Genomic DNA, 22,714 nt, shown 5'->3' with positions numbered 1-22,714 from the left:
TGGCGTGGTGCGCGCCGGGGACGGCAAGCCCCCGGCGCGGTATTTCGTCTGGCCGCATGCCCGCAACGCTGGCGCGGACATGCGGACGCGTTGCATGGTCCGTTACATGGGCGGCGGCGGGAACAGCGTGCCGCCGAAGATCAGGTAGGCGAGCACCAGCGTCCAGATGATGTTCACCCCCTGGCCGATGAGGAAGGCCAGGGCGGGCTTGCCGCCGCCAAGGCTGGCCAGTTCGCTGAAGCGCGTTTCAAGCCCGATGCAGGTGAAGGCCAGGGCGAACCACCAGGTGCGCAGCCCGCTGAGGGTGGACTTGGTGGCGCTGACCATGTCTCCGGGCAGGAAGAACGAGAACAGCACCGAAGCGGCCATGAATCCCAGCACGAACTTGGGAAAGCGGTCCCATATCTCCATGGCGCTGGGCTTCTGCCCGCCGGGCAGGTGAGCCGATTCCTTGTAGGCCCACCACACGGCCAGGAAGAACGCGGCGAAGCCGATGAACACGTTCTGGCCCATCTTGACGATGACGCCGATCTTCATGGCCGTTTCGCTCACCAGCGCGCCCGCCGCCACCACCGAACCGGAGGTGTCGAGGGTGCCGCCCATCCACGCGCCCGCCACCAGGTCGGGCATTCCGGTCATCTTGGCGATGATGGGTTGCAGCACCATCATGGGCACCGCGCAGATGAGCACCACCGAGGTGACGTACGAGAGCTTCTTGGGGTCGCCCCGCACCGCGCCGGATGTGGCGATGGCCGCCGACACGCCGCAGATGGACACGGCCGAGGAGAGCATGGCCGAGAATTCATCGTCGATGTCCAGCTTCTTGCACAGCCAGAAGGTGAAGTACCAGACGACGGTGATCACCAGCAGGGCCTGCACGATGGCGTACATCCCGGCCTGCACGATTTCGCCGAACAGGATGCCCGCGCCCAGTATGACCAGGCCCGTCTTGATGTAGTACTCGGTCTGCACCGCCGGGCGCATCCATTGCGGCAGGCCGAGGATGTTGCTGACGGCAAGTCCCAGGAACAGGCACCACAGCACGTACTCGATGCCGTAGTCGTTGATGGTGAAGTTGCCCGCGATGAACTGGGCCAGCCACGCCAGCACGAACACCACGGGAAAGCCCACCAGAAAGCTGCCGATGTTGCGTCCCAGCAGCACGATGCCCAGCGACGCCACCGCCAGCAGGCCCACCATCAGGGTGAGGGAACCGGTGAGGTTGGCTGCGGCGAACACCTTGGGCAGCAGCGCGCCCGCGTTGTCCCCCAGGAGTTTGGCGATTGCGCCGCCCTTCTTCTTGATGTCCTTGTCCTTGGCGGCCTTGGCGGCGTCGGCCATGGCCTTGGCGGCATCGCCGATGGCCTTGCGGTCCTTGCCCGCAAGGGCGGCCTGAAGCAGGGCGGCCGACGTGGCCACTCCCGCCTCGCCCTTCTGGGTGGCCTGCAGGGCGAACGCCGTCACCTCGGGGGCCTTGCGCTCCGCGAGTTGGGCGAATTCGCCGTCGGTGGTCCATTTGAACTTGGGAAGGGTGACGGTGAGACCGCCGAGGATCAGGATGATGATCAGAAAGCCAAGCCAGACGGCCAGCCAGTCCTCGGTCTTCCAGAGTACGGAAATCCCCAGCTTGTTTTCCCCAGCCATACGAAGTCCTCCTCCGTGTCTTGCGGTGGGTGAAGCGTGTGGAATCCAAAGGCTGCCGCCTCCGAGCACGTGCTCCGCGTCAATGGCGACGGCCCGGAACGGGGCGACGGCGCGGAGCGGGGGCGACGGGGCGGTGGGGTGGGCAGCTTCCTCCTTGTCCGGTTGCGCGCGGCATGGACCACATGGGCGTAGCCTGCGGGCGGGTGGCGCGCGGGTGGCGCGCGTGGTGGACGCGGCCGCACTGGACGGGGAAGGGCGCGAACGAGGCGCGTGGGGAAGGGTGCGGCGCGGTGTGGGCGGAACGGCGAGGCCCCGCCAAAACTTTGCCTATTGATACATTGATATTAAATGCGCGGCATGATGTCCAGCACTTGCCCGGCTGCCCGATCCGCGTGCAGGGCAGGGGGCGACGCGAAAGGGCGCATGACCGTGGTCATGCGCCCTGTGCGTTCTGGCTCCCCGGGACGGACTTGAACCGCCAACCTAGTGATTAACAGTCACCCGCTCTGCCAATTGAGCCACCGGGGAACGTGGAGCGCCGGACGTTTTCCGGCGCGGAGGGTGAAGTACCCGCAACGGGCCGGACGGTCAAGCGAAAAATCGCGCAGCGCGAAAAAACGGTTGACGAACTGCCGCCTTGGGCGTTTCTTGACTGCCGCACTCAATTGGCATACCCGTAGCAGTCCGGCAGACGGCAGAATCAACAGGTCCACGGAGAACGTCCTTGAGCAGTCAGGAACAGTCCAAGCGCAAGAAGATCAAGCTTGCCACCAAGTCCGAGCGGGCGGAATATTTCATGCCCATGCTCGAAAGCCTAGAAGCCCGCGACGAACTGAACGAAGTCGTCAAGAACCGGGTGGTCAAATCCTGCGAACTGCTGGACGACGGCGTTTCCCTGTACCCCAATGGCTTCGTGAAGCAGCACGACGTGGCGGCCATTTCGGCCGAGTACGAAGGGCTGACCGCCGAGGAACTGGAGAACGTCGACGCACGCTTCACCTGCGCGGGGCGCATCGTCTCGTTGCGCTCGTTCGGCAAGGTGACCTTCTTCCACCTGATGGACAAGAGCGGCCGCCTGCAGTGCTACACCGCGCGCGAAGTGCTGGGCGACGACCCCTACCGCAACTTCAAGAAGCTGGACATCGGTGACATTCTTGGGGTTTCCGGCACGCTGTTCCGCACCAAGACGGGCGAACTGACCCTGTCGTGCGACCAGTGCACCCTGCTCACCAAGTCCATCCGGCCCCTGCCCGAAAAGTACCACGGCCTGAAGGACGTGGAGACCCGCTACCGCCAGCGCTACGTGGACCTCATCGTCACGCCGCGCACGCGCGAGATTTTTCGCAAGCGCACCCTGATCGTGCGCGAGTTCCGCCGCTTCCTGGAGGAAAAGGGCTTCATGGAGGTGGAAACCCCCATGATGCAGCCCATTCCCGGCGGCGCCACGGCCATGCCGTTCATCACCCACCACAACGCGCTGGACATGCAGCTGTACATGCGCATCGCGCCAGAGCTGTACCTGAAGCGCCTGCTGGTGGGCGGGTTCGAGAAGGTGTTCGAGATCAACCGCAACTTCCGCAACGAAGGCATCTCGACCCGGCACAACCCGGAATTCACCATGTGTGAGTTCTACTGGGCCTACGCCACCTTCGAGGACCTCATGGACCTCACCGAGCAACTGTTCGCCCACGTGGCGGAAAAGGTGTGCGGCTCGTACGTGGTCACCTACCAGGGACAGGAAGTGGATCTGACCCCCGGCCGCTGGACGCGCCTTTCGTTCCACGATTCGCTGGAGAAGATCGGCGGGCACAAGCCGGAATTCTACAACGACTACGAAGCGGTGCGAAAGTACATCCGCGAACGGGGCGAAAAGGTGGTGGACGGCGAGAAGATGGCCAAGCTGCAGGCCAAGCTGTTCGACCTCGACGTGGAGGGCAAGCTGATCCAGCCCACCTTCATCTATCATTATCCCACGGACATCTCGCCGCTGTCGCGCCGCAACAACGAGCGGCCCGACGTGACGGACCGCTTCGAACTGTTCATCACCGGCCGCGAACTGGGCAACGCCTTCTCCGAACTGAACGACCCCGTGGACCAGCGCATGCGCTTCATGGACCAGGTGGCCGAAAAGGAAGCGGGCGACGCCGAGGCGCACTTCATGGACGAGGACTACCTGCGCGCCCTGGAATACGGCATGCCGCCCGCAGCAGGGCAGGGGGTGGGCATCGACCGTCTGGTGATGCTGCTGACCGACTCGCCCTCCATCCGCGAGGTCATCCTGTTCCCGCTGCTGAAACCGGAAAGCTAGGCCCCGCCGCATGAGCTTCGAACTGTTCGTGGCCTTGCGCTACCTGTTCGCAAGGCGCAGGCAGACCTTCATTTCCGTCATCTCCGTCACCTCCATCCTGGGGGTGGCGCTGGGCGTCGCCTCGCTCATCGTGGTGCTGGGCGTCATGAACGGCTTCACCACAGACCTGCGCGACAAGATCCTGGGCGCCAACGCCCACGGCATCGTCATGTCCGCCGACCGCACCGGCCTTACCGACGCGCCGCATCTCATCGACAAGATCCGGCAGGTGGAAGGGGTGCGCGGCGCGACGCCGTTCATTTATTCCGAAGTCATGCTCTCCACCCCCCACGGGGTGAAGGGGCTGGTGCTGCGCGGCATAGACCCCCGGACCGCGCCTTCGGTGCTGGGCATCCTTTCCAACATGAAGAAGGGCGACGTGGCCGACCTTGCGCCGCGCGTCACGCCCGAAGGTGCGTCCTCTACAGGGGCCGTTGCCACGGCTTCGGGGCCGCCCGGCGTGATCATCGGCGAGGAGCTGGCCCAGCGTCTGGGCGTGGTGGTGGGCAGCCGGGTGAACCTGCTGTCGCCCGCCGGGCAGAAGACCTCGGCCGGGTTCGCCCCGCGCATCCGCCCCTTCGTGGTGGTGGGCGTGTTCTCCACCGGCATGTTCGAGTACGATTCTTCGCTGGGCTTCGTGTCGCTGGACGCCGCGCGCGATGTGCTGGGCCTGCCGGACGGGGCCGTTTCCGGCGTGGAGCTGGCCGTGGACGACGTGTACAAGGCCGATGCGGTGGCGGAGCGCGTCACCCGCGCGGTGGGCGGCTATCCGCTGTACACCCGCCACTGGATGGAGATGAACGCCAACCTGTTCGCCGCGCTGAAGCTGGAGAAGACCGCCATGGCCGTCATTCTCGTGCTCATCGTGCTGGTGGGCTCGTTCTCCATCATCACCACGCTGGTCATGCTGGTCATGGAAAAGACGCGCGACATCGCCATACTCATGTCCATGGGGGCCACCAAGGGCATGATCCGCCGCATTTTCATGCTTCAGGGCACCGTCATCGGGGCCATCGGCACCGGGCTCGGCTACGTGCTGGGGCTGGGGGTGGCCTGGCTGCTCCAGAAGTACCAGTTCATCGAGCTGCCGCACGGGGTCTATTCGCTGGACCACCTGCCGGTGCTGCTGCAATGGACCGACATGGTGGCCATAGGCGTAAGCGCCATGCTGCTGTGCTTCGTCGCCACCATCTACCCGGCGCGCCAGGCTGCCAGCCTGGAACCCGCCGAAGCGCTGCGCTACGAATGAGCACCGGCACCATCCACATGACCGGCCCGACTGGACAGACCGGCCCGACTGGCCCGACCGGCAAGAATGCCGGACCCGGCGAAAATAACGCGCCGTTGTACCGCCTGGTGGGCGTGGACAAGGCATACGAAGGCCCGGCGGAACAACTGACCATCCTGCGCGGGGTGGACCTTTCCATCGGGTGCGGCGAGTCGGTGGCCATCGTCGGGGCATCCGGTTCCGGCAAGTCCACCCTCTTGCATCTGCTGGGTACCCTTGATACTCCCTCACAGGGACAGGTGTTGTTTGAGGACCGGGACATGGGGGCCATGTCTGCGGACGAGAAGGCGCGGCTGCGCAACCGCGAAATAGGCTTCGTCTTCCAGTTCCACCACCTGCTTCCGGAATTCGATACGTTGGAAAACGTGGCCATGCAGGCCATCATCGCGGGCATGCCGCGCGCAGAGGCCCTGGCTCGGGCGCGCGACACCCTGGCCCTTGTCGGCATGGCCGACAGGGCCGGGCATCGGGTTACCACGCTGTCGGGCGGCGAGCGCCAGCGCGCCGCCATAGCGCGGGCCATCCTGATGCGGCCCAAGGTGCTGTTGGCCGACGAGCCCACGGGCAATCTCGACGCGCGCACCGGCGACGTGGTGGCGCGCCTGCTGCTTGATCTCAACCGGGAACTGGGCATGACCCTCGTCATCGTGACCCACAACCGCGAATTGGCCGACATCATGGGCAGATGCCTAGAACTCAGAGCCGGAGAGCTGTATGACCAGACTCGCTAAATGGGGGCGCATCCTTGCGGTGGCCCTGCTTGTGCTCGCACACGCGGCAACCTCTCCGGCCCAGACGCCGAGGGATACCACCGTCATCGTCCTGCCTTTCCAGGTGAATGCCGGTCCGGACCTCGAATACCTCAACGACGATCTGCCGGAACTCATCTCGCAGCGCCTTGTGGCGCGCGGGCTTAACGTCATCGCCCGCAAGGACGCGCAGGCCCTGGTGCGCGACCAGCGCGTGACCACGCTGGACGTGTCCACGGCGCGCGACCTTTCCGTGCTCGCGGGCGCGGGTGTTGCCGTGTACGGCAGCTTCAACCAGGTTGGCGATGGCTTCAGCATCGACGTGCGCGTGGTGGACGCCCTGGGCATCCGCGCGGCGCGCCCCTTCTTCATCCAGAAGGAAGGGCTGATCAATGTCCTGCCCGCCGTGGACGAACTGGCCGAGCGCATCGCCTCGGACCTTCTGCGCCGCAACACTCTGGCCGACGTCAAGGTGCGCGGCACCAAGGTGCTGGACCCCGACGTGGTGCTGATGCGCCTGACCACCCGCAAGGGCGACCCGGTGGACCCGGCCGCCATCAACCGCGAAGTGAAGCGCATCTGGGACCTTGGCTACTTCAGCGACGTGCAGGCCAACGTGGAGCAGGACGGCGAAGGCCTTGTCCTCGTCTACACGGTGAAGGAAAAGCCGCGCATCGAAAACGTTGCCGTCGAGGGCTCGGACAAGGTGGACGTGGATGACATCCTCGCCGCCATGAGCACCAAGACCGGTTCGGTCCTCAACGAAAAGCTGCTTGCCCAGGACCTGCAAAAGGTCACCGAACTCTATCGCAAGGAAGGCTACTACCTCGCCAAGGTCTCGCACCGCGTGGAATCTCGCGCTGGCGGGGCGGGCGCGAGCCTGGTGCTGAAGGTGGAAGAGGGCAAGAAGCTGTACATCAAGAAGGTGGCCGTGGAAGGCGCGGAAAAGATGGACGCCGACGATCTCAAGAAGCAGCTGGCGCTTTCCGAGCGCGGCATGTTCTCGTGGATCACCGGGTCCGGCGTGCTCAAGGATGAACACCTCGAGCGCGATTCCGCCGCCATCACCGCCTACTGCATGAACCACGGCTATCTCGACGCCATGGTGGCCGCGCCCAAGGTGGACTATGAGGAGGACGGCATCATCGTCACCTTCGCCATCAAGGAAGGCCCTCGCTACAAGCTGGGCGAGGTGACCTTCGCCGGCGACCTCATCGAGCCCGATGCCCGCCTGGCCGAGATCGTCAAACTGGACGACGTGAAGCAGGAAGACGGTTTCTTCCGCTTCAACGTGATGCAGGAAGACAACAAGGCCCTTACCGATTTCTATTCCGACTACGGCTACGCCTTCGCCGAAGTGAACGCCCGCACCCGCAAGCACGAGGACGAACCCGTGGTGGATGTGGCCTACACGGTGAACAAGCGGCAGAAGGTGTACATTCGCCGCGCGCTGGTGGAAGGCAACGACAAGACCCGCGACAACGTCATCCTGCGTGAACTGCGCATCACCGACGGCGACATGTTCGAAGGCAAGAAGCTGCGCCGCAGCGCCGAGCGCCTGAACAAGCTGCAGTACTTCGAGGCCGTGTCCACCGAACTGGTGCCCACCGAGCGCGAAGAGGAAGTGGACCTGAAGGTGAAGGTGAAGGAGAAGAACACCGGCGCGCTCATCGGCGGCATCGGCTACTCCACCTACTACGAGTTCGGCGTGTCCGGCACCATCATGGAGCGCAACCTGTTCGGCAAGGGCTACCAGACCTCGCTGATGGCCCTGTTCTCCGGCCGCCGCACCGCCTACCAGTGGTCGTTCACCAACCCGCGCTACAACGACACCAATCTGTCGGTGGGCTACGACGCGTACAACATCCGCGACGAGTACACGGACTTCAGCAAGAACACCATCGGCAACACCATCCGCTTTGCCTACCCCATCGGCGAATACACCACCGTGGGTTGGGGCTACCGCCTGGACTTCTACAAGCTGTACGACATCGAGGACGACGCGGCCGACATCATCAAGGAACGCGAAGGCGACAACGTGTCCAGCGTCGTGCACGGCCGCATCACCCGCGACACTACGGACAGCAAGGAAAATCCGACCCGGGGCAACATCACCAAAATATTCACCGAATACGGCGGCGGCATCCTGATGGGCGACGACAACTTCTTCAAGCCCACCGCCCAGACCGAGCAGTACTACCAGCTTGCCCCCAATCACGTGCTGCACGGCCGCGTACGCGGCGGCGTGGTGCTGGAGACCAAGGACGGCGAAGAGGTGCCGGTGTTCGAGCGCTTCTACATCGGGGGCATCGACTCCATCCGCGGCTACAGCTCCAAGGACCTCTCCCCGCGCGACAAGGACAGCGGCGACCGCATCGGCGGCGACCGCATGGCCTTCGCCAACATGGAATACATCTGGGTGTTCCATTCCGAGCTTGGCCTTGCCCTGGTGCCGTTCTTCGACGTGGGCTTCAACTCCGACTCGCGCGACGAGTTCAACTGGGACGACGAGATCAAGAAGTCCGTCGGCCTGGAACTGCGGTGGCGTTCGCCCATGGGTGACCTGCGCTTCGCCTACGGCTACCCGCTGGACGAAAACCGCGAGGGCGACAAGACCAACGGCCGCTTCGAGTTCTCCATGGGCCAGTTCTTCTAGCCCAGGTGAGCGCCCCACGGGGCGGAAGCGTCTGCCAGGGACGCACGGAAAAGGCATGATGGGGGCGCGGCGAAAGGCCGCGCCCCTTTTCTCGTGCGGACGGGGAGGCAGGCGCGCGCCGCAGCGCGGGGCACGGCCATGGTCGGCGCCCCTGTCCAAGCGACCAAGCTTGGCCGTCCCGCCAGCCTGGCCTGTTGGCCGGGCGGAGCGCCCCGACCAGAGCGCACGGGTTGCCAACGGGGCGGGGGTTGCGGTAGGGTTTGCCGCCGCTGGTGTCCGAAACCGGACCCCGACGGCGCACTGCGCCGTGGCCGCCCGGCGGAACCCAGGAATGGACATGCACAGGTTTTTCGCCCTCCTTCTGCTTTCCCTCACATTCGTTTGCTGCCTCGGCCTCCCCGCACCGGCGGGGGCCGCCGATGCGTCCTCGGCGTACGCGGCCGCCAAGAAGGAACTGGCGTCCCTGAAGGGGGACGACCGGCGCGGATCCCTGCGCGAACCATGGGAACGCCTGGTTGGCCGCTTCGATGGGATAGTCCGGCAGTACCCGAACTGGGGCAACGTGCCCGCAGCCATGTTCCACGGCGCGTTGGCCGTGGAAGAATTGGCCATCCGTTCCTTCCGCAAGACGGACTTCGAGGACGCGGCACGCCGTTTCGAGAAGCTGGCCGCCAGATACGCCTGGCACGTGCTGGCCGACGACGCCCTGCTGCACGCGGCCGACATCCGGGGCAACCGCCTTGGCGATGCCGCCGACGCCCGCAAGTTGCTGGACACCATTCTGACCCGCTACCCCGGCGGCGACATGGCCGAATCGGCGCGCGACCTGCTGGCCTCGCTTTCCGGCGCGCCCGGGGGCGATGCGCCCAAGGCCCCGGTGGCCGTGGGGCGCTCCGGCCGCCTGGAGCAGGATGACGACGGCCCCGTCGCCAATGCCGCGAGCACTTCCGCACGTGCAGCCAATCCCTCCGCCGACGGCGGCGGGGTGGCCGTGGCCTCCGCCGCCGACGGAGTGCCCGCCGCCAAGGCCGCGGCAAAGCCGAAAAAGAGCGCGCGCAGCGACCCGGCCAAGGCCGCGAAGCTGTATGCCGAGGCCCGCAAGGAACTGGACGCGCTGCGCGGTGACGCAAAACGCGCCGCCCTGCGCGAACCGTGGCTGCGGGTCATGGCGTTGTATGAAGGCGCGCGCGATGCCGCGCCCGAAGGGGAACTGGCGCCCAATGCCCTGTACGGCGTTGCCGTGGCGCAGGAGGAACTGGCCTCGCGCTCGTGGCGCAAGGACGACTTCACGGCGGCGGTGGCCCGCTACAACGATGTGGTGGCCGCCCACCCGGACGATTCGCTGGCCGACGACTGCATGCTGCGCGCCGCGCGGCTGCGGGCCAACCGCCTGGATGACGCCGACGGCGCGCACCAGTTGCTGGAGGCGCAGCTGCGCCGCTATCCCAAGGGCGACATGGCCGGAGAGGCGCGCGCCCTGCTGGCGGACCTGACCGCCGCGCGCATCACCGCCGCCCAGCCGGGCAAGGCGGCCCAGCCCGCGCCCGTCGCATCCGCCGCATCAGGCGCGCAGGTGCCGCAGGCCCCGGCCGCTCCCGCCAGGGGCGGCAAGCCCGCCGTGCTGCGCCAGGTGTCGTGGCGGGCGGACAACGACCGGGCCACCATCACCATTGAGCTTTCGCGCGAAACCGAATGGCGCAGCCAGTACGCCGCCCCGGACGGCGCATCCGGCCGTCCGCCGCGCCTGTACATCGACTTTTCCGAAGCCCTGCCCGACGACGCGGTGAAGCCCGGCGCGCGGGTTTCCGGCGCTTTGCTGACGCGGGTGCGCTCCGACCAGCCCTCGTCCGGTCACACCCGGGTCATCCTCGATTTCAAGGCCCTGAAGCGTTACAAGGTGCAGGCGGTGCGCAACCCGTACCGGGTGGTCATCGAGGTGGGCGCGACGGACGCCGCGCTGCCCGATGGCCAGCGCCCCGACGATTCGCGCGTGTCCGTGCCCGTGCGCGAGGCGGACAAGGCCGCCCCCACCACGCCGCCCAAGGATCTTGTGGAACAGCTGGGTCTTACCGTGCACACGGTGATGATCGACGCGGGTCACGGCGGCAAGGACCCCGGGGCCATGGGCAACGGCATCACCGAGCGCAACCTGACCCTGAAGATGGCCAGGATGGTGGGCGAACGCCTGCGCCGCATGGGTTTTTCGGTCATCTACACCCGCGACAGGGACGTGTTCGTGCCGCTGGACAAGCGCACGGCCTTCGCCAACGACAAGAAGGCCGACCTGTTCCTGTCGCTGCACGTCAACGCCAACACCGACCCGCGCATCTGCGGCTTCGAGACCTACTACCTCGACCTTGCCCGTTCGGACAGCGCAACCCGGGTGGCTGCGCGCGAAAACGCGGTGAGCGAGAAAAGCCTCAGCGACCTGCAATTCATCCTCACCGACCTCATGCTCAACGCCAAGACCCAGGAATCGCGCGACGTGGCCAACTTCGTGCAGGATTCGGCTCTGGGGCGGCTGCGGCGCACCGGCTTTCCCGCCCACGACAACGGCGTGCGGTCCGCGCCGTTCTATGTGCTGATGGGCGCGCGCATGCCTTCGGTGCTGGTGGAGCTTGGCTATTGCACCAACCCCGACGAGGCGCGCCGCCTGGCCTCGGAGAAATACCTGTCCACGCTGGCCGACGGCGTCGCCGAGGGGGTGGCCTCGTACAAGCGCAAACTTGCCCGTTTTTCCCAGAGATGACGCGCCGCTTGACGCCCCACCCGCAAGGGGATAACTGACCGGAACCCCCGCATATCGCGCGCCCCTCGCGCGGGATGCGGCAGGCGTCGCGGGGGCGGCGCGGACCGGACGCCGGGCGGCGTCCAGAACCGCCGCGAACCCCGGGCCATGCCTCACCACAAGCACACGCCGGGCCTTCCGGCTGCCAATCATCCCGTAAGGTTGTTTTTAAAGGAGTCGCTTCGCATGCGTAGAGTTCTCATCCTGGCCGTGGCTTTCGTCCTTGCCTGGACCACCGCCGCCGTCGCCGCCGACATGAAGATCGCCATCGTGAACATGCAGGCCATCGCCTCCCAGAGCGAAGCCGCGCAGGATGCCCAGAAGAAGATGAAGACCACCTTCGGGGCCGAGAAGGACCAGCTGGAAAAGCAGGCCAACGACCTGAAGAAGAAGGCCGAGGACATGAAGGTCCAGTCCGCCGCGCTGTCTTCCGAAGCCAAGGAAGACAAGAAGGTCGAGTTCATCCGCCTGAAGCGCGACCTGGAAGACAAGACCCGCGCCTTCGCCCGCAAGGTGGAAGCCGCCGAAATGCGCGTGCGTCAGGAAATGGCCGCCATCATCCTGAAGGCCGCCAAGGAATACGGCGAGAAGAAGGGCTACACCATGATTCTCGACGGCGCTTCGGCGGGCGTGGTGCATGCCGACAAGTCCATCGACGTGACCAAGGAACTGCTGGACGAAGTGAACCGCGTGTACCGCGCGGGCAAGAAGTAGCGGGGGGCCGATGGCCAGACTGCTTTCCGAGATAGCGGGGCTGCTGGGACTCGAACTGCGCGGCGAGGACCGCATGGTCGAGGGCGTGAACACCCTTGAGGCGGCAGGCCCCGCCGAGGTGAGCTTTCTGGCGAACCCCAAGTACACCCACCTGCTGGCGGCAACGCGCGCTGGCGCGGTGATCGTGGCGGCAGAGCACGCGGATTCCGTTCCGTGCGCCCTGATCAGCGTCAATCCCTACTTCGACTTCGGCCGAACCCTGGCCCTGTTCGCGAAACAGCAGGGCAGCCTTTCGGGCGTGAGCGACATGGCGTTCGTGCACCCCGAGGCGGAACTGGGCGAAGGCTGCACCGTCTATCCCTTTGCATTCATCGGTCCCCGCGCGCGTATCGGCGCGGGGACCGTCCTGTTTCCCGGCTGCTACGTGGGCGAGGACTGCCGCGTGGGCGCGGGCTGCCTGCTGTACCCCAACGCGGTGCTGATGGCCGGAACCGAAATCGGCAACGGCTGCATCCTGCACGCCGGGGCGGTGCTGGGGGCCGACGGCTTCGGCTTTGCCCGCACCGAATTCGGCATCCAGAAGATTCCGCAAGTGGGCACCGTGCGCCTTGGCAACGACGTGGAGGTGGGGGCTAACACCGCCATCGACCGTTCGGTGCTGGGCGTGACCACCGTGGGGGATGGCACCAAGATAGACAACCTGGTGCAGATCGGCCATAATGTGGAGATGGGGCGCAACTGCCTCATCGTCTCGCAGGTGGGCATTTCCGGTTCCACCAAGGTGGGCGACGACGTGACCATGGCGGGCCAGGTGGGCGTTGCCGGGCACCTTTCCATCGGCAACGGCGTGACCCTGGGGCCGAAGTCGGGCGTGGCCAAGAGCATTCCCGACGGCGAAACCATGGGCGGCGCGCCCGCCGTGGACAAGTCCACCTACATGCGCACCCTGACCGTCATGCCCAAGCTGCCCGACATGTACAAGCGCATCGGCAAGCTCGAAAAGGAGCTTGAGGAACTGAAAAAGCTCGCCGCCAAGGAATGATATGACCGACCCCGCACAGAACATCCTCGACATCCGCCAGATTCTGGGCCTGTTGCCCCATCGCTATCCCTTCCTGCTGGTGGACAGGGTGACGGAATATGTCCCCGGCGAGTACATCAAGGGCTACAAGAACGTGACCATGAACGAGCCGTTCTTCGAGGGCCATTTTCCCGGCGTGCCCGTGATGCCGGGCGTGCTGATCATGGAAGCCCTGGCCCAGGCTGGCGGCATCCTGGTGGTCAAAAGCACCGACACCCCCGTGGAGGACAAGCTGTTCCTGTTCACCGGCATCGAGTCGGTGCGCTTTCGCAAGCCGGTCTACCCCGGCGACAAGCTGGAACTGCACTGCCGCCTGCTGCGCCACAAGCTGAAGCTGTGGAAGATGGAAGGTTTCGCCTACGTGGACGGCAAGCTGGCCGCCGAAGCGGTGATGACCGCCGCGGTGACCAACAGGGAGGACATGTAGTGGCCGCGCAGGTGCATCCTTCCGCGTTCGTGCACGAGAGCGCACGGCTTGGCGAAGGCGTGGTGGTTGGCCCCTGCGCCGTCATCGAGGAGGACGTGGTCATCGGCGCGGGCACGCGCGTGGACGCCTTTGCCTCGGTCAAGCGCTACACCCGCATGGGCGAGCGCAACCACATCCACTCCTACGCCTGCGTGGGCGGCGAACCGCAGGACCTGAAGTTCCACGGCGAAGCCTCCGTGCTCGAAATGGGCGACGGCAACACCGTGCGCGAATTCGCCACGCTGCACCGGGGCACCGAGGGCGGCGGCGGGGTGACCCGCATCGGCAACAACAACCTGCTGATGGCCTACACCCACGTGGCGCACGACTGTATTCTCGGCAACCACATCGTCATGTCCAACGGGGCGACCCTGGCCGGGCACGTGCACGTGGGCGACTACGTGATCATGAGCGGCCTTTCCGCCGTGCACCAGTTCGTGCGCATCGGCGGCCACGCCTTCGTGGGCGGCATGAGCGGCATCGCGCAGGACCTGCCCCCGTTCATGCTGGCGGTGGGCCACCGCGCCGGGGTGCACAGCCCCAACCTGGTGGGCCTGCGCCGCATGCAGGCCTCGCGCGAGCTCATCGGCGCGCTGAAGAACGCCTACCGGCTGATCTGGAATTCCGAGGTGCCCCGCAAGGAGGCCCTGGAACAGCTGGAATACGAGCTTGGCAACTACCCCGAAGTTCTTCTATTCGTAGAATTCATTCGCGCCAGCGAGCGCGGCATTCTGCCCGCCGCGCAGGGAACGGCCGTATAGCCCACCCGGAATGCATCGCCATTCCGCCGAAGGGGGAAAGCGGGCCGTGGCCCCTTTCTCCCTTCGGCGTTTTTGGGGGAACAGGGCGGCAGGCGCGGCGCGAACCCGGCGCCACGCCCGGCGGCACGGCAACCATACGCACGAAACACACGCACACGGCACAGACCCGCACGGGAGCAGCATGAGCAACGAATCCATCGGCATCATCGCAGGCAGGGGACAGTTTCCGGCCCTGGTGGCGCGCGGCGCGCGCGCCGAAGGGCTATCCGTGGTCATGTGCGGCTTTCACGGCCATACCGACGAAGCCCTTGAGCACGAGGCCGACGCCTTCGCCATGCTGCACCTGGGGCAGCTCGGCAAGCTCATCGACTTCTTCCGCGACAACGGCGTGCGCCGCCTGTGCCTGGCCGGGGCCATCAGCAAGCCGCGCGCGCTGGACCTGCGGCCCGACCTGCGCGCGGCCAAGGTGCTGTTCCGGCTGCGGGCCAAGGGCGACGACGCCATCCTGCGCGCGGTGATCGACGAACTGGAGTCGGAGGGCCTTGCCGTGGTGCAGCCCGCCTCGCTGGTGCCCGGCCTGCGCGCGCCCGAGGGCGTGCTGACCAAACGCCCCCCCAGCGACGAGGAATGGGCCGACATCCGCTACGGCTGGCCCATCGCCCACGTGTTGGGGCGGCTGGACATCGGCCAGTGCATCGTGGTCAAGCGCGGCATGACCGTGGCCGTGGAAGGCATGGAAGGCACCGACGCCACCCTGCGCCGTGGGGGCGAACTGGGCGGCGAGGGCTGCGTGGCCGTGAAGGTGGTCAAGCCCGGCCAGGACGACCGCATCGACCTGCCCGCGCTGGGGGCGGGCACCATCCGGGTGCTGGCCGACTACGGGTACACCTGCCTTGCGCTGGAAGCGGGCAAGACCCTGTTCTTCGACCGCGAGGAAAGCCTGGCCTTGGCCGACAAGCACGACATTTCGATCATCTCCATGCCGGAAGGGTTCATGGCCGGTGAGGATCCCGAAGTCACCAACTGACGCCCGTCGTTGCGTGAATACGGACTGTCTATCCGGTTTCGCCGCGTATTCGGCAGACCCCACGCGGGCCGGTTGCCCGCATACATACGTGCCGTCCAAAGGGCGGCGGAGGATTCAGCGATGCGTCTTGCACAACGCATGGAAAGCGTGCCCCGTTCCTACATCCGCGAAATCCTGAAGGTGACGGCGCAACCGGACATCATCTCCTTTGCCGGGGGGCTGCCGCATCCGGCGTCGTTCCCGGTGGACGCGGTGGCCGATGCCGCCGCCCGCGTGCTGGAGGAGGCAGGGCCGGAAGCGTTGCAGTACACCACCACCGAGGGCTTTCCGCCCCTGCGGCAGTGGATCGCCGACCGCTACAAGCGGCAGGGCATTAACGTCACGCCCGACGACATCCTGATCACCACCGGCTCGCAGCAGGCCCTGGACCTGGTGGCCAAGGCGTGCATCGACCGGGGCGGCAAGGTGGTCATGGAACGCCCCGGCTACCTGGGGGCCATCCAGTGTTTCGCCGTGTTCGGGCCGGACTTCGTCACCGTGCCCCTCACCCCGCGCGGGGTGGATACGGCGGCCCTGCGCCAGGCGGCCAAGGGCGCGCAGGTGTTCTACGCCGTGCCGAGCTTCCAGAACCCGTCCGGCATCACCTACGACGAGGCGACCCGCCGCGAGGTGGCCGAGATCATGGCAGAGACAGGCTGCCTGCTGGTGGAGGACAACCCTTACGGCGAACTGCGCTTCATGGGGCAGCACCTGCCGCCGGTGCGAGCGTACATGAACGCGCCCTCGGTGTTGCTGGGCTCGTTCTCCAAGGTGGTTTCGCCGGGGCTGCGCCTTGGCTGGGTGTGCGCCCCGCAGGAGGTGCTGAACCCCATGATCACCGCCAAGCAGGCCAGCGACCTGCATACCCCCGGCTTTACCCAGCGCATCCTGCACCGCTACCTCGTGGACAACGACGTGGACACGCACATCGCGTCCATCCGCGCCCGCTACGGCGCGCAGCGCGACGCCATGGTGCAGGCCATCCGCCAGCACTTTCCGGAAGAGGTGTCCTACACCGAGCCCGAGGGCGGCATGTTCCTGTGGTGCACCCTGCCCACAGGCATTTCGGCCGAGGCGCTGTTCCACAAGGCCATCGAGCGCAAGGTGGCCTTCGTGCCGGGGCGGCCGTTCTACGTGGATGAGACCGACGACACCTTCCGCCTGAACTTCTCCAATTCCAGCCCGGAACTCATCGACGAGGGCATCGCCCGCCTTGGGCAGTGCCTGCGCGAATATCTGGGGAACTGCCGGAGCTAGCGGTGGCGGGCCGCCTTGGCCACGGCCGGTGGCGGCCTGCCATTCATGTCCGCCGTGCCCGCCGGACAAGGGGGTGCGGCGGGAACCGCATCAGGAAGGAGAGCCCATGCCCCACACCGAGCAGATTTGGCGCAATGTGAGCGCCGTGCGGCGCGAAGCGCCCCTGGTGCACAGCATCACCAACTTCGTGGTCATGAATGTCACCGCCAACGCGCTGCTGGCCGCAGGGGCCTCGCCCATCATGGCCCACGCGCGCGAAGAGATGGCGGAACTGGTGAACATCGTCTCCGCGCTGGTGCTGAACATCGGCACCCTGAGCGCGCCGTGGATCGACAGCATGTTCCTGGCCGGGGCGGCCGCGCGCGACCGGGGCATCCCCGTGGTGCTCGACCCGGTGGGAGCAGGCGCGTCCGCGCTGCGCACGACCACGGCGGCGCAACTCATGGAGCGGGTGCGACCGTCCATCGTGCGCGGCAACGGGTCGGAAATCATGGCCCTGGCCGGTGCGGCGGGGGCCACGCGCGGGGTGGATTCCACCCGCGACGCGCACGCCGCGGCGGATTCCGCGCGTGCCCTGTCGCGCCGCCACCACTGCGTCACCGTGGTCAGCGGCCCGGTGGACCTGGTTACCGATGGCGACGAGGTGGTGCTGGTCACCGGCGGGCACGAACTGATGCCCCGCGTTACCGGCATGGGCTGCACCGCCACGGTGCTGGTGGCCGCCCATGCCGCCGTGGCCGCCAGCCTGCTGGAAGGCGCGGTGAGCGGCATGGCCGCCATGTCCGCCGCCGGAAGCATGGCGGCGGAGCGCGCCGCCGGTCCGGGCAGTTTCGCCATGCATTTCATCGACGCCCTGTACAGCGTGACGGAGGCGGACATCCGTTCTCGCGTGCGGGTGGCCCGTCCATGAATGCGGAGGCCGCCGTGCGCCGCGAGGTGGACTACGGGGTGTACCTGGTCACCGACCGCGCATTATGCCGGGGCCGTGCCCTGGCCGACGTGGTGGCTGCGGCCGTGGCGGGCGGCGTGACCGTGGTGCAGCTGCGCGAAAAGCACGCGGACACGCATGAATTCGTGGAACTGGCCCGCGCGCTGAAGGCGCTGCTGGCCCCGCGCGGTGTGCCCCTGTTGATCAACGACCGGGTGGACGTGGCCCAGGCCTGCCGCGCCGACGGCGTGCACGTGGGGCAGGGCGACATGCATCCCGCCGAGGTGCGGGCGCTGTTGGGGCACACGGCCCTAGTGGGCCTGTCCGTGGAGACCATGGACCAGGCGCGCGAGGCGGAAACACTGGACGTGGACTATCTGGGGGTGAGCCCGGTGTTCGCCACCCCCACCAAGACGGACACCGCGCCGCCGTGGGGGCTGGACGGCCTGGCCCGCCTGCGGGCGGCCACGGGGCGCACCCTGGTGGCCATCGGCGGCATCGGCGCGGCCAACGCCGCGTCGGTGCTGACGGCGGGAGCCGACGGGCTGGCCGTGGTTTCGGCGCTGTGCGCGGCGGACGACCCGGAACGGGCGGCGGCGGAACTGCGCCGCGCTGTGCGCACCGTCAGGGGGTGGTAGATATGGACGTGGCAGGCAGAGGCCCGCTGGCAAGGGGCATCGCAGACTGACCGCAAGCTGTCCGGTGCGAAGGGGGCCGCGCGACGCAAGCCGTGGCGGCCGCGCACCGGGATGGCGCGGCAATGACCCAAACGACGCAAGGAGAAGCCATGCGCATTGCGGTGGCGGCGGACGGGCCCAGGCCCGACAGCAACGTGGAGCCCGTGTTCGGCCGGGCGGAATGGTTCGTGGTGACCGATACCGAAACGGAAGGCGTCGTCTCCGTGCGCAACGCGCACCGCGACGACCGTGAGGACGCTGGCCGTCAGGCGGCGCAACTGTTGTTCGCCGCGCGGGCCACGGTGGTGCTGTGCGGCGAATGCGGCCCCAAGGCGCGCCTGGCGCTGGCCGAGGCGGGCATCGAGGTGCTGGCGGCCAGCAGCGGTCTGGTCAGCGAGGCGGTCGCCCGGTACAGGGAATTGACCGGCAGCGCACCCCGTCAGTAGGCGGGCATGCAGTCTTGGTGAAGGGCTCGCGGCCCCGTAGCGGGTGGCGGCGGGCCGGTCGTGTGCCAGCGCTGACCTTCCGGCTTACGTAAAGACGAACTGCTCGGTCTCCACGCCGCCGGTATCCACGCCGAAGGCGCGCAGTTCGGCCAGCACGTGTTGCTGCATGGGGCCGGGGCCGCACAGGTAGAACGACGAGGTGGCCGACTGCACGTGGCGGCCCAGCATCTCGCGCGAAAGATGCCCCTTTTCGAAGTGCACGCCGGGCAGTTCCGGGTCGGCGTAGTGGTGGGGGCTCGTCTCGCGCGTGAGCACGTGCACCACGGTCAGGTCCAGCCGCCGGGTCATGCCTTCCAGTTCTTCGGCGGCAAAGGCATCGCCGTAGGTCTTGTTGGACCAGAACAGCACCACCCGGTTGGTCGCCCCGGCTAGGTCGAAGCTGCGCAGCACGCTGAGGAACGGCGTGATGCCCACCCCGCCCGCGATCATCACGATCTGCTCCTGCCGCTCGATGTCGCGGCAGAATACCCCGTAGGGCCCGGCGCAATGAACTTCATCGCCGTCGCGCAGGCTCGGCACCAGTTCCGACGTGAAGCGCCCCTTGCCCCGGATGGTCAGGCGCACGGTCTCGCCCGGCGCGGCCGCGATGGTGAAGGGGTGGGCCGCGCTCCAGCCGTCCTCCTCCATCACCCGCAACGTGGCGAACTGGCCCGGCCGGAAATTCTGGAAGCGTTCGTCGTCGCCCGTGTCGATGTACACGGAGGTGGTGTTGTCGTCCTCGCGCACGGTGCGCAGGATGCGGGCCTTGCGGCCCTTGAGGGTGCTGGTATCGTCGCTCATGCGGTGCTCCTGGGCTGTGCGGGCGTCCCGTCGTTGCCGGTGGTCGGCACCCCCGCCGGTATCCGTCGGCCGGGGGAAACGGGGAACCGTGCCGCATCTTCGCCCAGCGCGGCGGGCGTGACAAGCGGGTGCGCGGAAAAATCACCATTGGTCCCGGATGGAGCCTGCGGGACGCACGGTGGGCGCGGCATGCAGGCGCAAGATGGCCGGGTGCTTCAACGCGTGCGCAGCCCCAGCGTCTTCATGCGCGATTGCAGGGTGGTGGGCGGCAGCCCCAGCAGTTCCGCCGCGCCGCCGGGGCCGTGCACCCGTCCGCCCGCCGCCGCCAGCGCCCGTTCGATGTTGGCGCGCTGCAGTTCGCGCCACTGCGCCTCCGGGATGATGGCCTGGCCGCCGGTTTCCCCCTCGTCCACGGCGGCGTCGGGACCGTGCGGCACGGCAGCCGTCGGGGCACGGGAGGGCGTGCCGCCATCCCACCCGCCGCCGGGCGCGGCCATGGTGCCCGTGACGGTGCCCTCGGGCGGCAGGTCCAGCACCAGCCTGCCCCCCTCGGCCATGATCACCCCGCGTTCGATGACGTTCTGCAATTCGCGCACGTTGCCCGGCCAGGGATAGGCCTGCATCTCGGCCATCTGGCGATGGGAGACGCGCGGTTCCGGCAGGTTCAGGCGGCGGCACGAGGCGCGCACGAAATGCCGGGCCAGCAGGGGAATGTCCTCGCGCCGGGCGCGCAGGGGCGGCAGGGCCACGGGAAACACGCTGAGCCGGAAGAACAGGTCCTGCCGGAAGCGCCCGTGCTCCACGTCGGCCCGCAGGTCGCGGTTGGTGGCGGCGATGATGCGCACGTCCACGCTGCGGCTGCGTTCCTCGCCCACCCGCTCGAACACGCCCTCCTGCAGCACCCGCAGCAGCTTGCCTTGCAATTCCAGGGGAATCTCGCCGACCTCGTCCAGGAACAGGGTGCCGCCGTCGGCCAGTTGAAAGCGCCCCACGCGGTCGCGCAGGGCCCCGGTGAACGCGCCCTTCACATGGCCGAAGAACTCGCTTTCAAAGAGTTCGCGCGGTATGGCGGAGCAGTTCACCCGTACCAGCGTCGCGGCCGCGCGCTGGCTGCGGTCGTGGATGGCCTGGGCCACCAGTTCCTTGCCGGTGCCCGATTCGCCCAGCAACAGCACGGTGGCGTCGGTGGGGGCCACCATGTCCACCTGCTCCAGCGCGCGGCGCAGGGGCGGGCTGTCGCCCACGATGGCGTGCGGGGCGCGGGCCCGGCGCACCTCGCCGCGCAGGTGTTCGTTTTCCAGTTCCAGGGCCCGGCGCAGGTGCTGGATTTCCTCGAAGGAGCGGGCGTTGACCACGGCGGCGGACAGCGAGTCCGCGAAGATCTTGTGCATCTTGCGGTGCAGCAGCATCAGGTCGGCCAGCACGCCGCGCATGGGCCTGTCGTAGAACACGGCCATGACCCCGATCATGTTGCCCTTGAACTGCAACGGGTAGGCGGCGTAGGCATGGATGGATTCATCCACGGCCCAGGCGGGGCGGGTCCATTCCTCGGGCGAGGCTCCCCACGCCGGTTCGCCGCGCGCGGCCACCATGCCCACCAACTGCTCCGTGAGCGGCACGAGGGCGTACGTGCCCTCGGCGTGCCGCCATTCGCGCACGGGGGTCACGGTGTGCCCGGCCACGGTCATCAGGCGCAGCACGTGATCGCCCTCTCCCTCGCCCCCTCCGGTGGTGGAAGGCGCATCCACGAACCAGATGCACCCGCACATGACGTGGGTGCCCCGGTTGACGCGGTGGGTCAGTTCCAGCAGGCCTTCCACCGTGCGTTCCTGGGCCACGTTGAGCATCATGTCCAGGAACGGGCTGATGTCGAACTGCTGCAACACGGAGTGGGGCAGCGTGGGTTCCGGAGCGGAGCCGTGCGGGGTTTCCGTGGCGGGCGCGCCGTGCGTGCCGGGTGGCGCTTCAAGGGGGGGCGGGGTTTTCATGGGCGGCTCGTGGATAAGGCAATTGACGGACACGGACGTGCTTACGATATATCGTTACGAAATTTCGTCAACAACGAAATTTCGTAAGCGCGCTGTGCGTGCCCATGACCGGGGATCCCTTGCCATTCGCCGACGGGAGCCGTGTCACCTGTCTGGCACGGGTTGTGCTATTGTCTGCCACGAAAGTTCGGTGCTGCCGTTCTTTTCGGTGCCGAGTCCGTGCGTTCCCTCGCGTGCGGGCTTATGATTCAGTCGCTTCATTCGACAAAACCCCGGTTTCCCCTACCGGGGTTTTGGCATTTTCAGGCCATGCGAACTGTCGGCGGATGGTTTGCGCACGGCCTGACACGGGCCTTGTCTTGCGCAAACCCGGCAGGCGGGCGGTGTGGGACTGGGGCGTGGGGCGGGGGATCATTCCTGCGGTTTCTGCTGCGTCCTTTCCAGACGTTCCTGCATGGCCTTGTCGCGGGCGCGCATGTAGGCGCCGCGTGATTTGTACACCTTGCGCTCGTAGTAGATGGCTCGTTCCCCCTGTACTTCGATGTCCGTCTGCGCCGTGTCGTATCGCGGCATGTCGGCGGCCGGCGGGGGAACCTTTTCGAACAGGGGCTGGTTGCCGGAATTGCGCTCCTGCATTTCCTGCTGACGAAGAACGTTGGCGGTCCCTGTCTCGAACGCCCGTTCCTGGGCGGTACGGCGCGCTTCTGCTTCGGCGGGGGTTTCCAGCTTCGGCGGGGTCCTCTTGCCGCCGGTGATGACGATTTCGCCGTTGGCCCCCTTGGATATCGTCACGTCCTGCGCCATGGCGGGGAAGGCGAATGTCAGCAGGCCAGCGAGCAGGCCAGGAATCAACGCGGCCAGTTTCATCACGTACCTCCGGGGGACGCGGGAGCCGTGCAGGCAGGCCGATGCACCGGAACAGGGCGCCGGACGCAACGCCATGGACGTGTTGCGGATGCGGCGAATACCAGCGGTCAGCCACGGCTGCACGGCATGCCCAGCCGTAGCGGCTGTGGGG

The 22,714-nt window shown here is 67.1% G+C and carries 18 protein-coding genes and 1 tRNA gene; 14 read left to right on the top strand and 5 right to left on the bottom strand.

Going from position 1 to position 22,714, the window contains the following annotated elements:
• Positions 1 to 102 precede the first annotated feature (102 nt).
• Both RVX_RS11465 and RVX_RS11460 read right to left on the bottom strand, forming a co-directional pair.
• Positions 103 to 1,644: a YeiH family protein gene (locus tag RVX_RS11465; RefSeq protein WP_116305961.1), complete on the bottom strand. Its 1,542-nt coding sequence runs from the start codon at positions 1,642 to 1,644 to the stop codon at positions 103 to 105.
• Between the two features lie 452 nt (positions 1,645 to 2,096).
• Positions 2,097 to 2,172, bottom strand: a tRNA-Asn gene (locus RVX_RS11460).
• A 274-nt stretch (positions 2,173 to 2,446) separates the two neighbouring features.
• On the opposite strand from RVX_RS11460, the gene lysS reads away from it, so the two are divergent.
• The 14 genes from lysS to RVX_RS11390 all read left to right on the top strand — a co-directional run bounded on the left by lysS (position 2,447) and on the right by RVX_RS11390 (position 18,868).
• The gene (lysS, locus tag RVX_RS11455) at positions 2,447 to 3,952 is read left to right on the top strand and encodes a lysine--tRNA ligase (RefSeq protein WP_007527362.1); all 1,506 of its coding nucleotides are present in this window, start codon (positions 2,447 to 2,449) and stop codon (positions 3,950 to 3,952) included.
• 10 nt (positions 3,953 to 3,962) lie between these two features.
• Positions 3,963 to 5,240 (top strand): lipoprotein-releasing ABC transporter permease subunit, encoded by a 1,278-nt coding sequence (locus RVX_RS11450; RefSeq protein ID WP_116305960.1) that lies wholly within the window; start codon positions 3,963 to 3,965, stop codon positions 5,238 to 5,240.
• Positions 5,237 to 6,010 carry an ABC transporter ATP-binding protein gene (locus RVX_RS11445; protein ID WP_230404580.1) on the top strand — a complete coding sequence of 258 codons (774 nt, stop codon included), beginning with the start codon at positions 5,237 to 5,239 and terminating at the stop codon, positions 6,008 to 6,010. The genes RVX_RS11450 and RVX_RS11445 overlap by 4 nt, the downstream gene beginning before the upstream one ends.
• Positions 5,994 to 8,684 carry an outer membrane protein assembly factor BamA gene (gene bamA, locus RVX_RS11440; RefSeq protein WP_116305959.1) on the top strand — a complete coding sequence of 897 codons (2,691 nt, stop codon included), beginning with the start codon at positions 5,994 to 5,996 and terminating at the stop codon, positions 8,682 to 8,684. The genes RVX_RS11445 and bamA overlap by 17 nt, the downstream gene beginning before the upstream one ends.
• Before the next feature lie 337 nt (positions 8,685 to 9,021).
• Positions 9,022 to 11,433 (top strand): N-acetylmuramoyl-L-alanine amidase, encoded by a 2,412-nt coding sequence (locus RVX_RS11435; RefSeq protein WP_116305958.1) that lies wholly within the window; start codon positions 9,022 to 9,024, stop codon positions 11,431 to 11,433.
• A gap of 225 nt (positions 11,434 to 11,658) precedes the next feature.
• On the top strand, positions 11,659 to 12,186 hold the full coding sequence (locus RVX_RS11430; protein ID WP_116305957.1) for an OmpH family outer membrane protein: 528 nt from the start codon (positions 11,659 to 11,661) through the stop codon (positions 12,184 to 12,186).
• Positions 12,187 to 12,196: 10 nt separating this feature from the next.
• Complete coding sequence (lpxD, locus tag RVX_RS11425) at positions 12,197 to 13,228, top strand: UDP-3-O-(3-hydroxymyristoyl)glucosamine N-acyltransferase (protein ID WP_116305956.1); 1,032 nt, start codon at positions 12,197 to 12,199, stop codon at positions 13,226 to 13,228.
• Position 13,229: 1 nt separating this feature from the next.
• Complete coding sequence (fabZ, locus tag RVX_RS11420; protein WP_007527376.1) at positions 13,230 to 13,694, top strand: 3-hydroxyacyl-ACP dehydratase FabZ; 465 nt, start codon at positions 13,230 to 13,232, stop codon at positions 13,692 to 13,694.
• Positions 13,694 to 14,494, top strand: coding sequence for an acyl-ACP--UDP-N-acetylglucosamine O-acyltransferase (gene lpxA / locus RVX_RS11415; protein WP_007527378.1), 801 nt, complete (start codon positions 13,694 to 13,696; stop codon positions 14,492 to 14,494). The genes fabZ and lpxA overlap by 1 nt, the downstream gene beginning before the upstream one ends.
• A gap of 181 nt (positions 14,495 to 14,675) precedes the next feature.
• On the top strand, positions 14,676 to 15,521 hold the full coding sequence (locus tag RVX_RS11410) for an LpxI family protein (protein ID WP_116305955.1): 846 nt from the start codon (positions 14,676 to 14,678) through the stop codon (positions 15,519 to 15,521).
• 120 nt (positions 15,522 to 15,641) lie between these two features.
• The gene (locus RVX_RS11405; protein WP_116305954.1) at positions 15,642 to 16,817 is read left to right on the top strand and encodes a PLP-dependent aminotransferase family protein; all 1,176 of its coding nucleotides are present in this window, start codon (positions 15,642 to 15,644) and stop codon (positions 16,815 to 16,817) included.
• Positions 16,818 to 16,923: 106 nt separating this feature from the next.
• Complete coding sequence (thiM, locus tag RVX_RS11400) at positions 16,924 to 17,727, top strand: hydroxyethylthiazole kinase (protein ID WP_116305953.1); 804 nt, start codon at positions 16,924 to 16,926, stop codon at positions 17,725 to 17,727.
• Positions 17,724 to 18,383 (top strand): thiamine phosphate synthase, encoded by a 660-nt coding sequence (gene thiE, locus RVX_RS11395; protein ID WP_116305952.1) that lies wholly within the window; start codon positions 17,724 to 17,726, stop codon positions 18,381 to 18,383. Before thiM ends, thiE begins: the two co-directional genes overlap by 4 nt.
• A 149-nt stretch (positions 18,384 to 18,532) precedes the next feature.
• Positions 18,533 to 18,868: a NifB/NifX family molybdenum-iron cluster-binding protein gene (locus tag RVX_RS11390; protein ID WP_116305951.1), complete on the top strand. Its 336-nt coding sequence runs from the start codon at positions 18,533 to 18,535 to the stop codon at positions 18,866 to 18,868.
• Positions 18,869 to 18,952: 84 nt separating this feature from the next.
• On the opposite strand, the gene RVX_RS11385 is transcribed toward RVX_RS11390, so the two are convergent.
• The 3 genes from RVX_RS11385 to RVX_RS11375 form a co-directional block, all read right to left on the bottom strand.
• On the bottom strand, positions 18,953 to 19,708 hold the full coding sequence (locus RVX_RS11385; RefSeq protein ID WP_116305950.1) for an FAD/NAD-binding family oxidoreductase: 756 nt from the start codon (positions 19,706 to 19,708) through the stop codon (positions 18,953 to 18,955).
• Between the two features lie 215 nt (positions 19,709 to 19,923).
• Entirely contained in the window at positions 19,924 to 21,696 is a 1,773-nt protein-coding gene (locus RVX_RS11380) for a sigma-54-dependent Fis family transcriptional regulator (RefSeq protein ID WP_230404579.1), read from the bottom strand.
• Between the two features lie 411 nt (positions 21,697 to 22,107).
• The gene (locus RVX_RS11375; RefSeq protein ID WP_116305949.1) at positions 22,108 to 22,563 is read right to left on the bottom strand and encodes a hypothetical protein; all 456 of its coding nucleotides are present in this window, start codon (positions 22,561 to 22,563) and stop codon (positions 22,108 to 22,110) included.
• Positions 22,564 to 22,714: the final 151 nt, after the last annotated feature.

This window comes from Nitratidesulfovibrio sp. HK-II (assembly GCF_003402415.2).
GTDB lineage: Bacteria > Desulfobacterota > Desulfovibrionia > Desulfovibrionales > Desulfovibrionaceae > Cupidesulfovibrio.
The sequence above is the reverse complement of the archived record's forward strand: the minus strand, read 5'-3'. Positions and strand labels throughout refer to the sequence as shown.

Excerpts from the sequence above, each read along its gene's own strand:
- RVX_RS11465 (WP_116305961.1), bottom strand. The coding sequence starts at position 1,644 with ATGGCTGGGGAAAACAAGCTGGGGATTTCCGTACTCTGGAAGACCGAG.
- lysS (WP_007527362.1), top strand. The coding sequence starts at position 2,447 with ATGCTCGAAAGCCTAGAAGCCCGCGACGAACTGAACGAAGTCGTCAAG.
- RVX_RS11450 (WP_116305960.1), top strand. The coding sequence starts at position 3,963 with ATGAGCTTCGAACTGTTCGTGGCCTTGCGCTACCTGTTCGCAAGGCGC.
- RVX_RS11445 (WP_230404580.1), top strand. The coding sequence starts at position 5,237 with ATGAGCACCGGCACCATCCACATGACCGGCCCGACTGGACAGACCGGC.
- bamA (WP_116305959.1), top strand. The coding sequence starts at position 5,994 with ATGACCAGACTCGCTAAATGGGGGCGCATCCTTGCGGTGGCCCTGCTT.
- RVX_RS11435 (WP_116305958.1), top strand. The coding sequence starts at position 9,022 with ATGCACAGGTTTTTCGCCCTCCTTCTGCTTTCCCTCACATTCGTTTGC.
- RVX_RS11430 (WP_116305957.1), top strand. The coding sequence starts at position 11,659 with ATGCGTAGAGTTCTCATCCTGGCCGTGGCTTTCGTCCTTGCCTGGACC.
- lpxD (WP_116305956.1), top strand. The coding sequence starts at position 12,197 with ATGGCCAGACTGCTTTCCGAGATAGCGGGGCTGCTGGGACTCGAACTG.
- fabZ (WP_007527376.1), top strand. The coding sequence starts at position 13,230 with ATGACCGACCCCGCACAGAACATCCTCGACATCCGCCAGATTCTGGGC.
- RVX_RS11410 (WP_116305955.1), top strand. The coding sequence starts at position 14,676 with ATGAGCAACGAATCCATCGGCATCATCGCAGGCAGGGGACAGTTTCCG.
- RVX_RS11405 (WP_116305954.1), top strand. The coding sequence starts at position 15,642 with ATGCGTCTTGCACAACGCATGGAAAGCGTGCCCCGTTCCTACATCCGC.
- thiM (WP_116305953.1), top strand. The coding sequence starts at position 16,924 with ATGCCCCACACCGAGCAGATTTGGCGCAATGTGAGCGCCGTGCGGCGC.
- thiE (WP_116305952.1), top strand. The coding sequence starts at position 17,724 with ATGAATGCGGAGGCCGCCGTGCGCCGCGAGGTGGACTACGGGGTGTAC.
- RVX_RS11390 (WP_116305951.1), top strand. The coding sequence starts at position 18,533 with ATGCGCATTGCGGTGGCGGCGGACGGGCCCAGGCCCGACAGCAACGTG.
- RVX_RS11385 (WP_116305950.1), bottom strand. The coding sequence starts at position 19,708 with ATGAGCGACGATACCAGCACCCTCAAGGGCCGCAAGGCCCGCATCCTG.
- RVX_RS11380 (WP_230404579.1), bottom strand. The coding sequence starts at position 21,696 with ATGAAAACCCCGCCCCCCCTTGAAGCGCCACCCGGCACGCACGGCGCG.
- RVX_RS11375 (WP_116305949.1), bottom strand. The coding sequence starts at position 22,563 with ATGAAACTGGCCGCGTTGATTCCTGGCCTGCTCGCTGGCCTGCTGACA.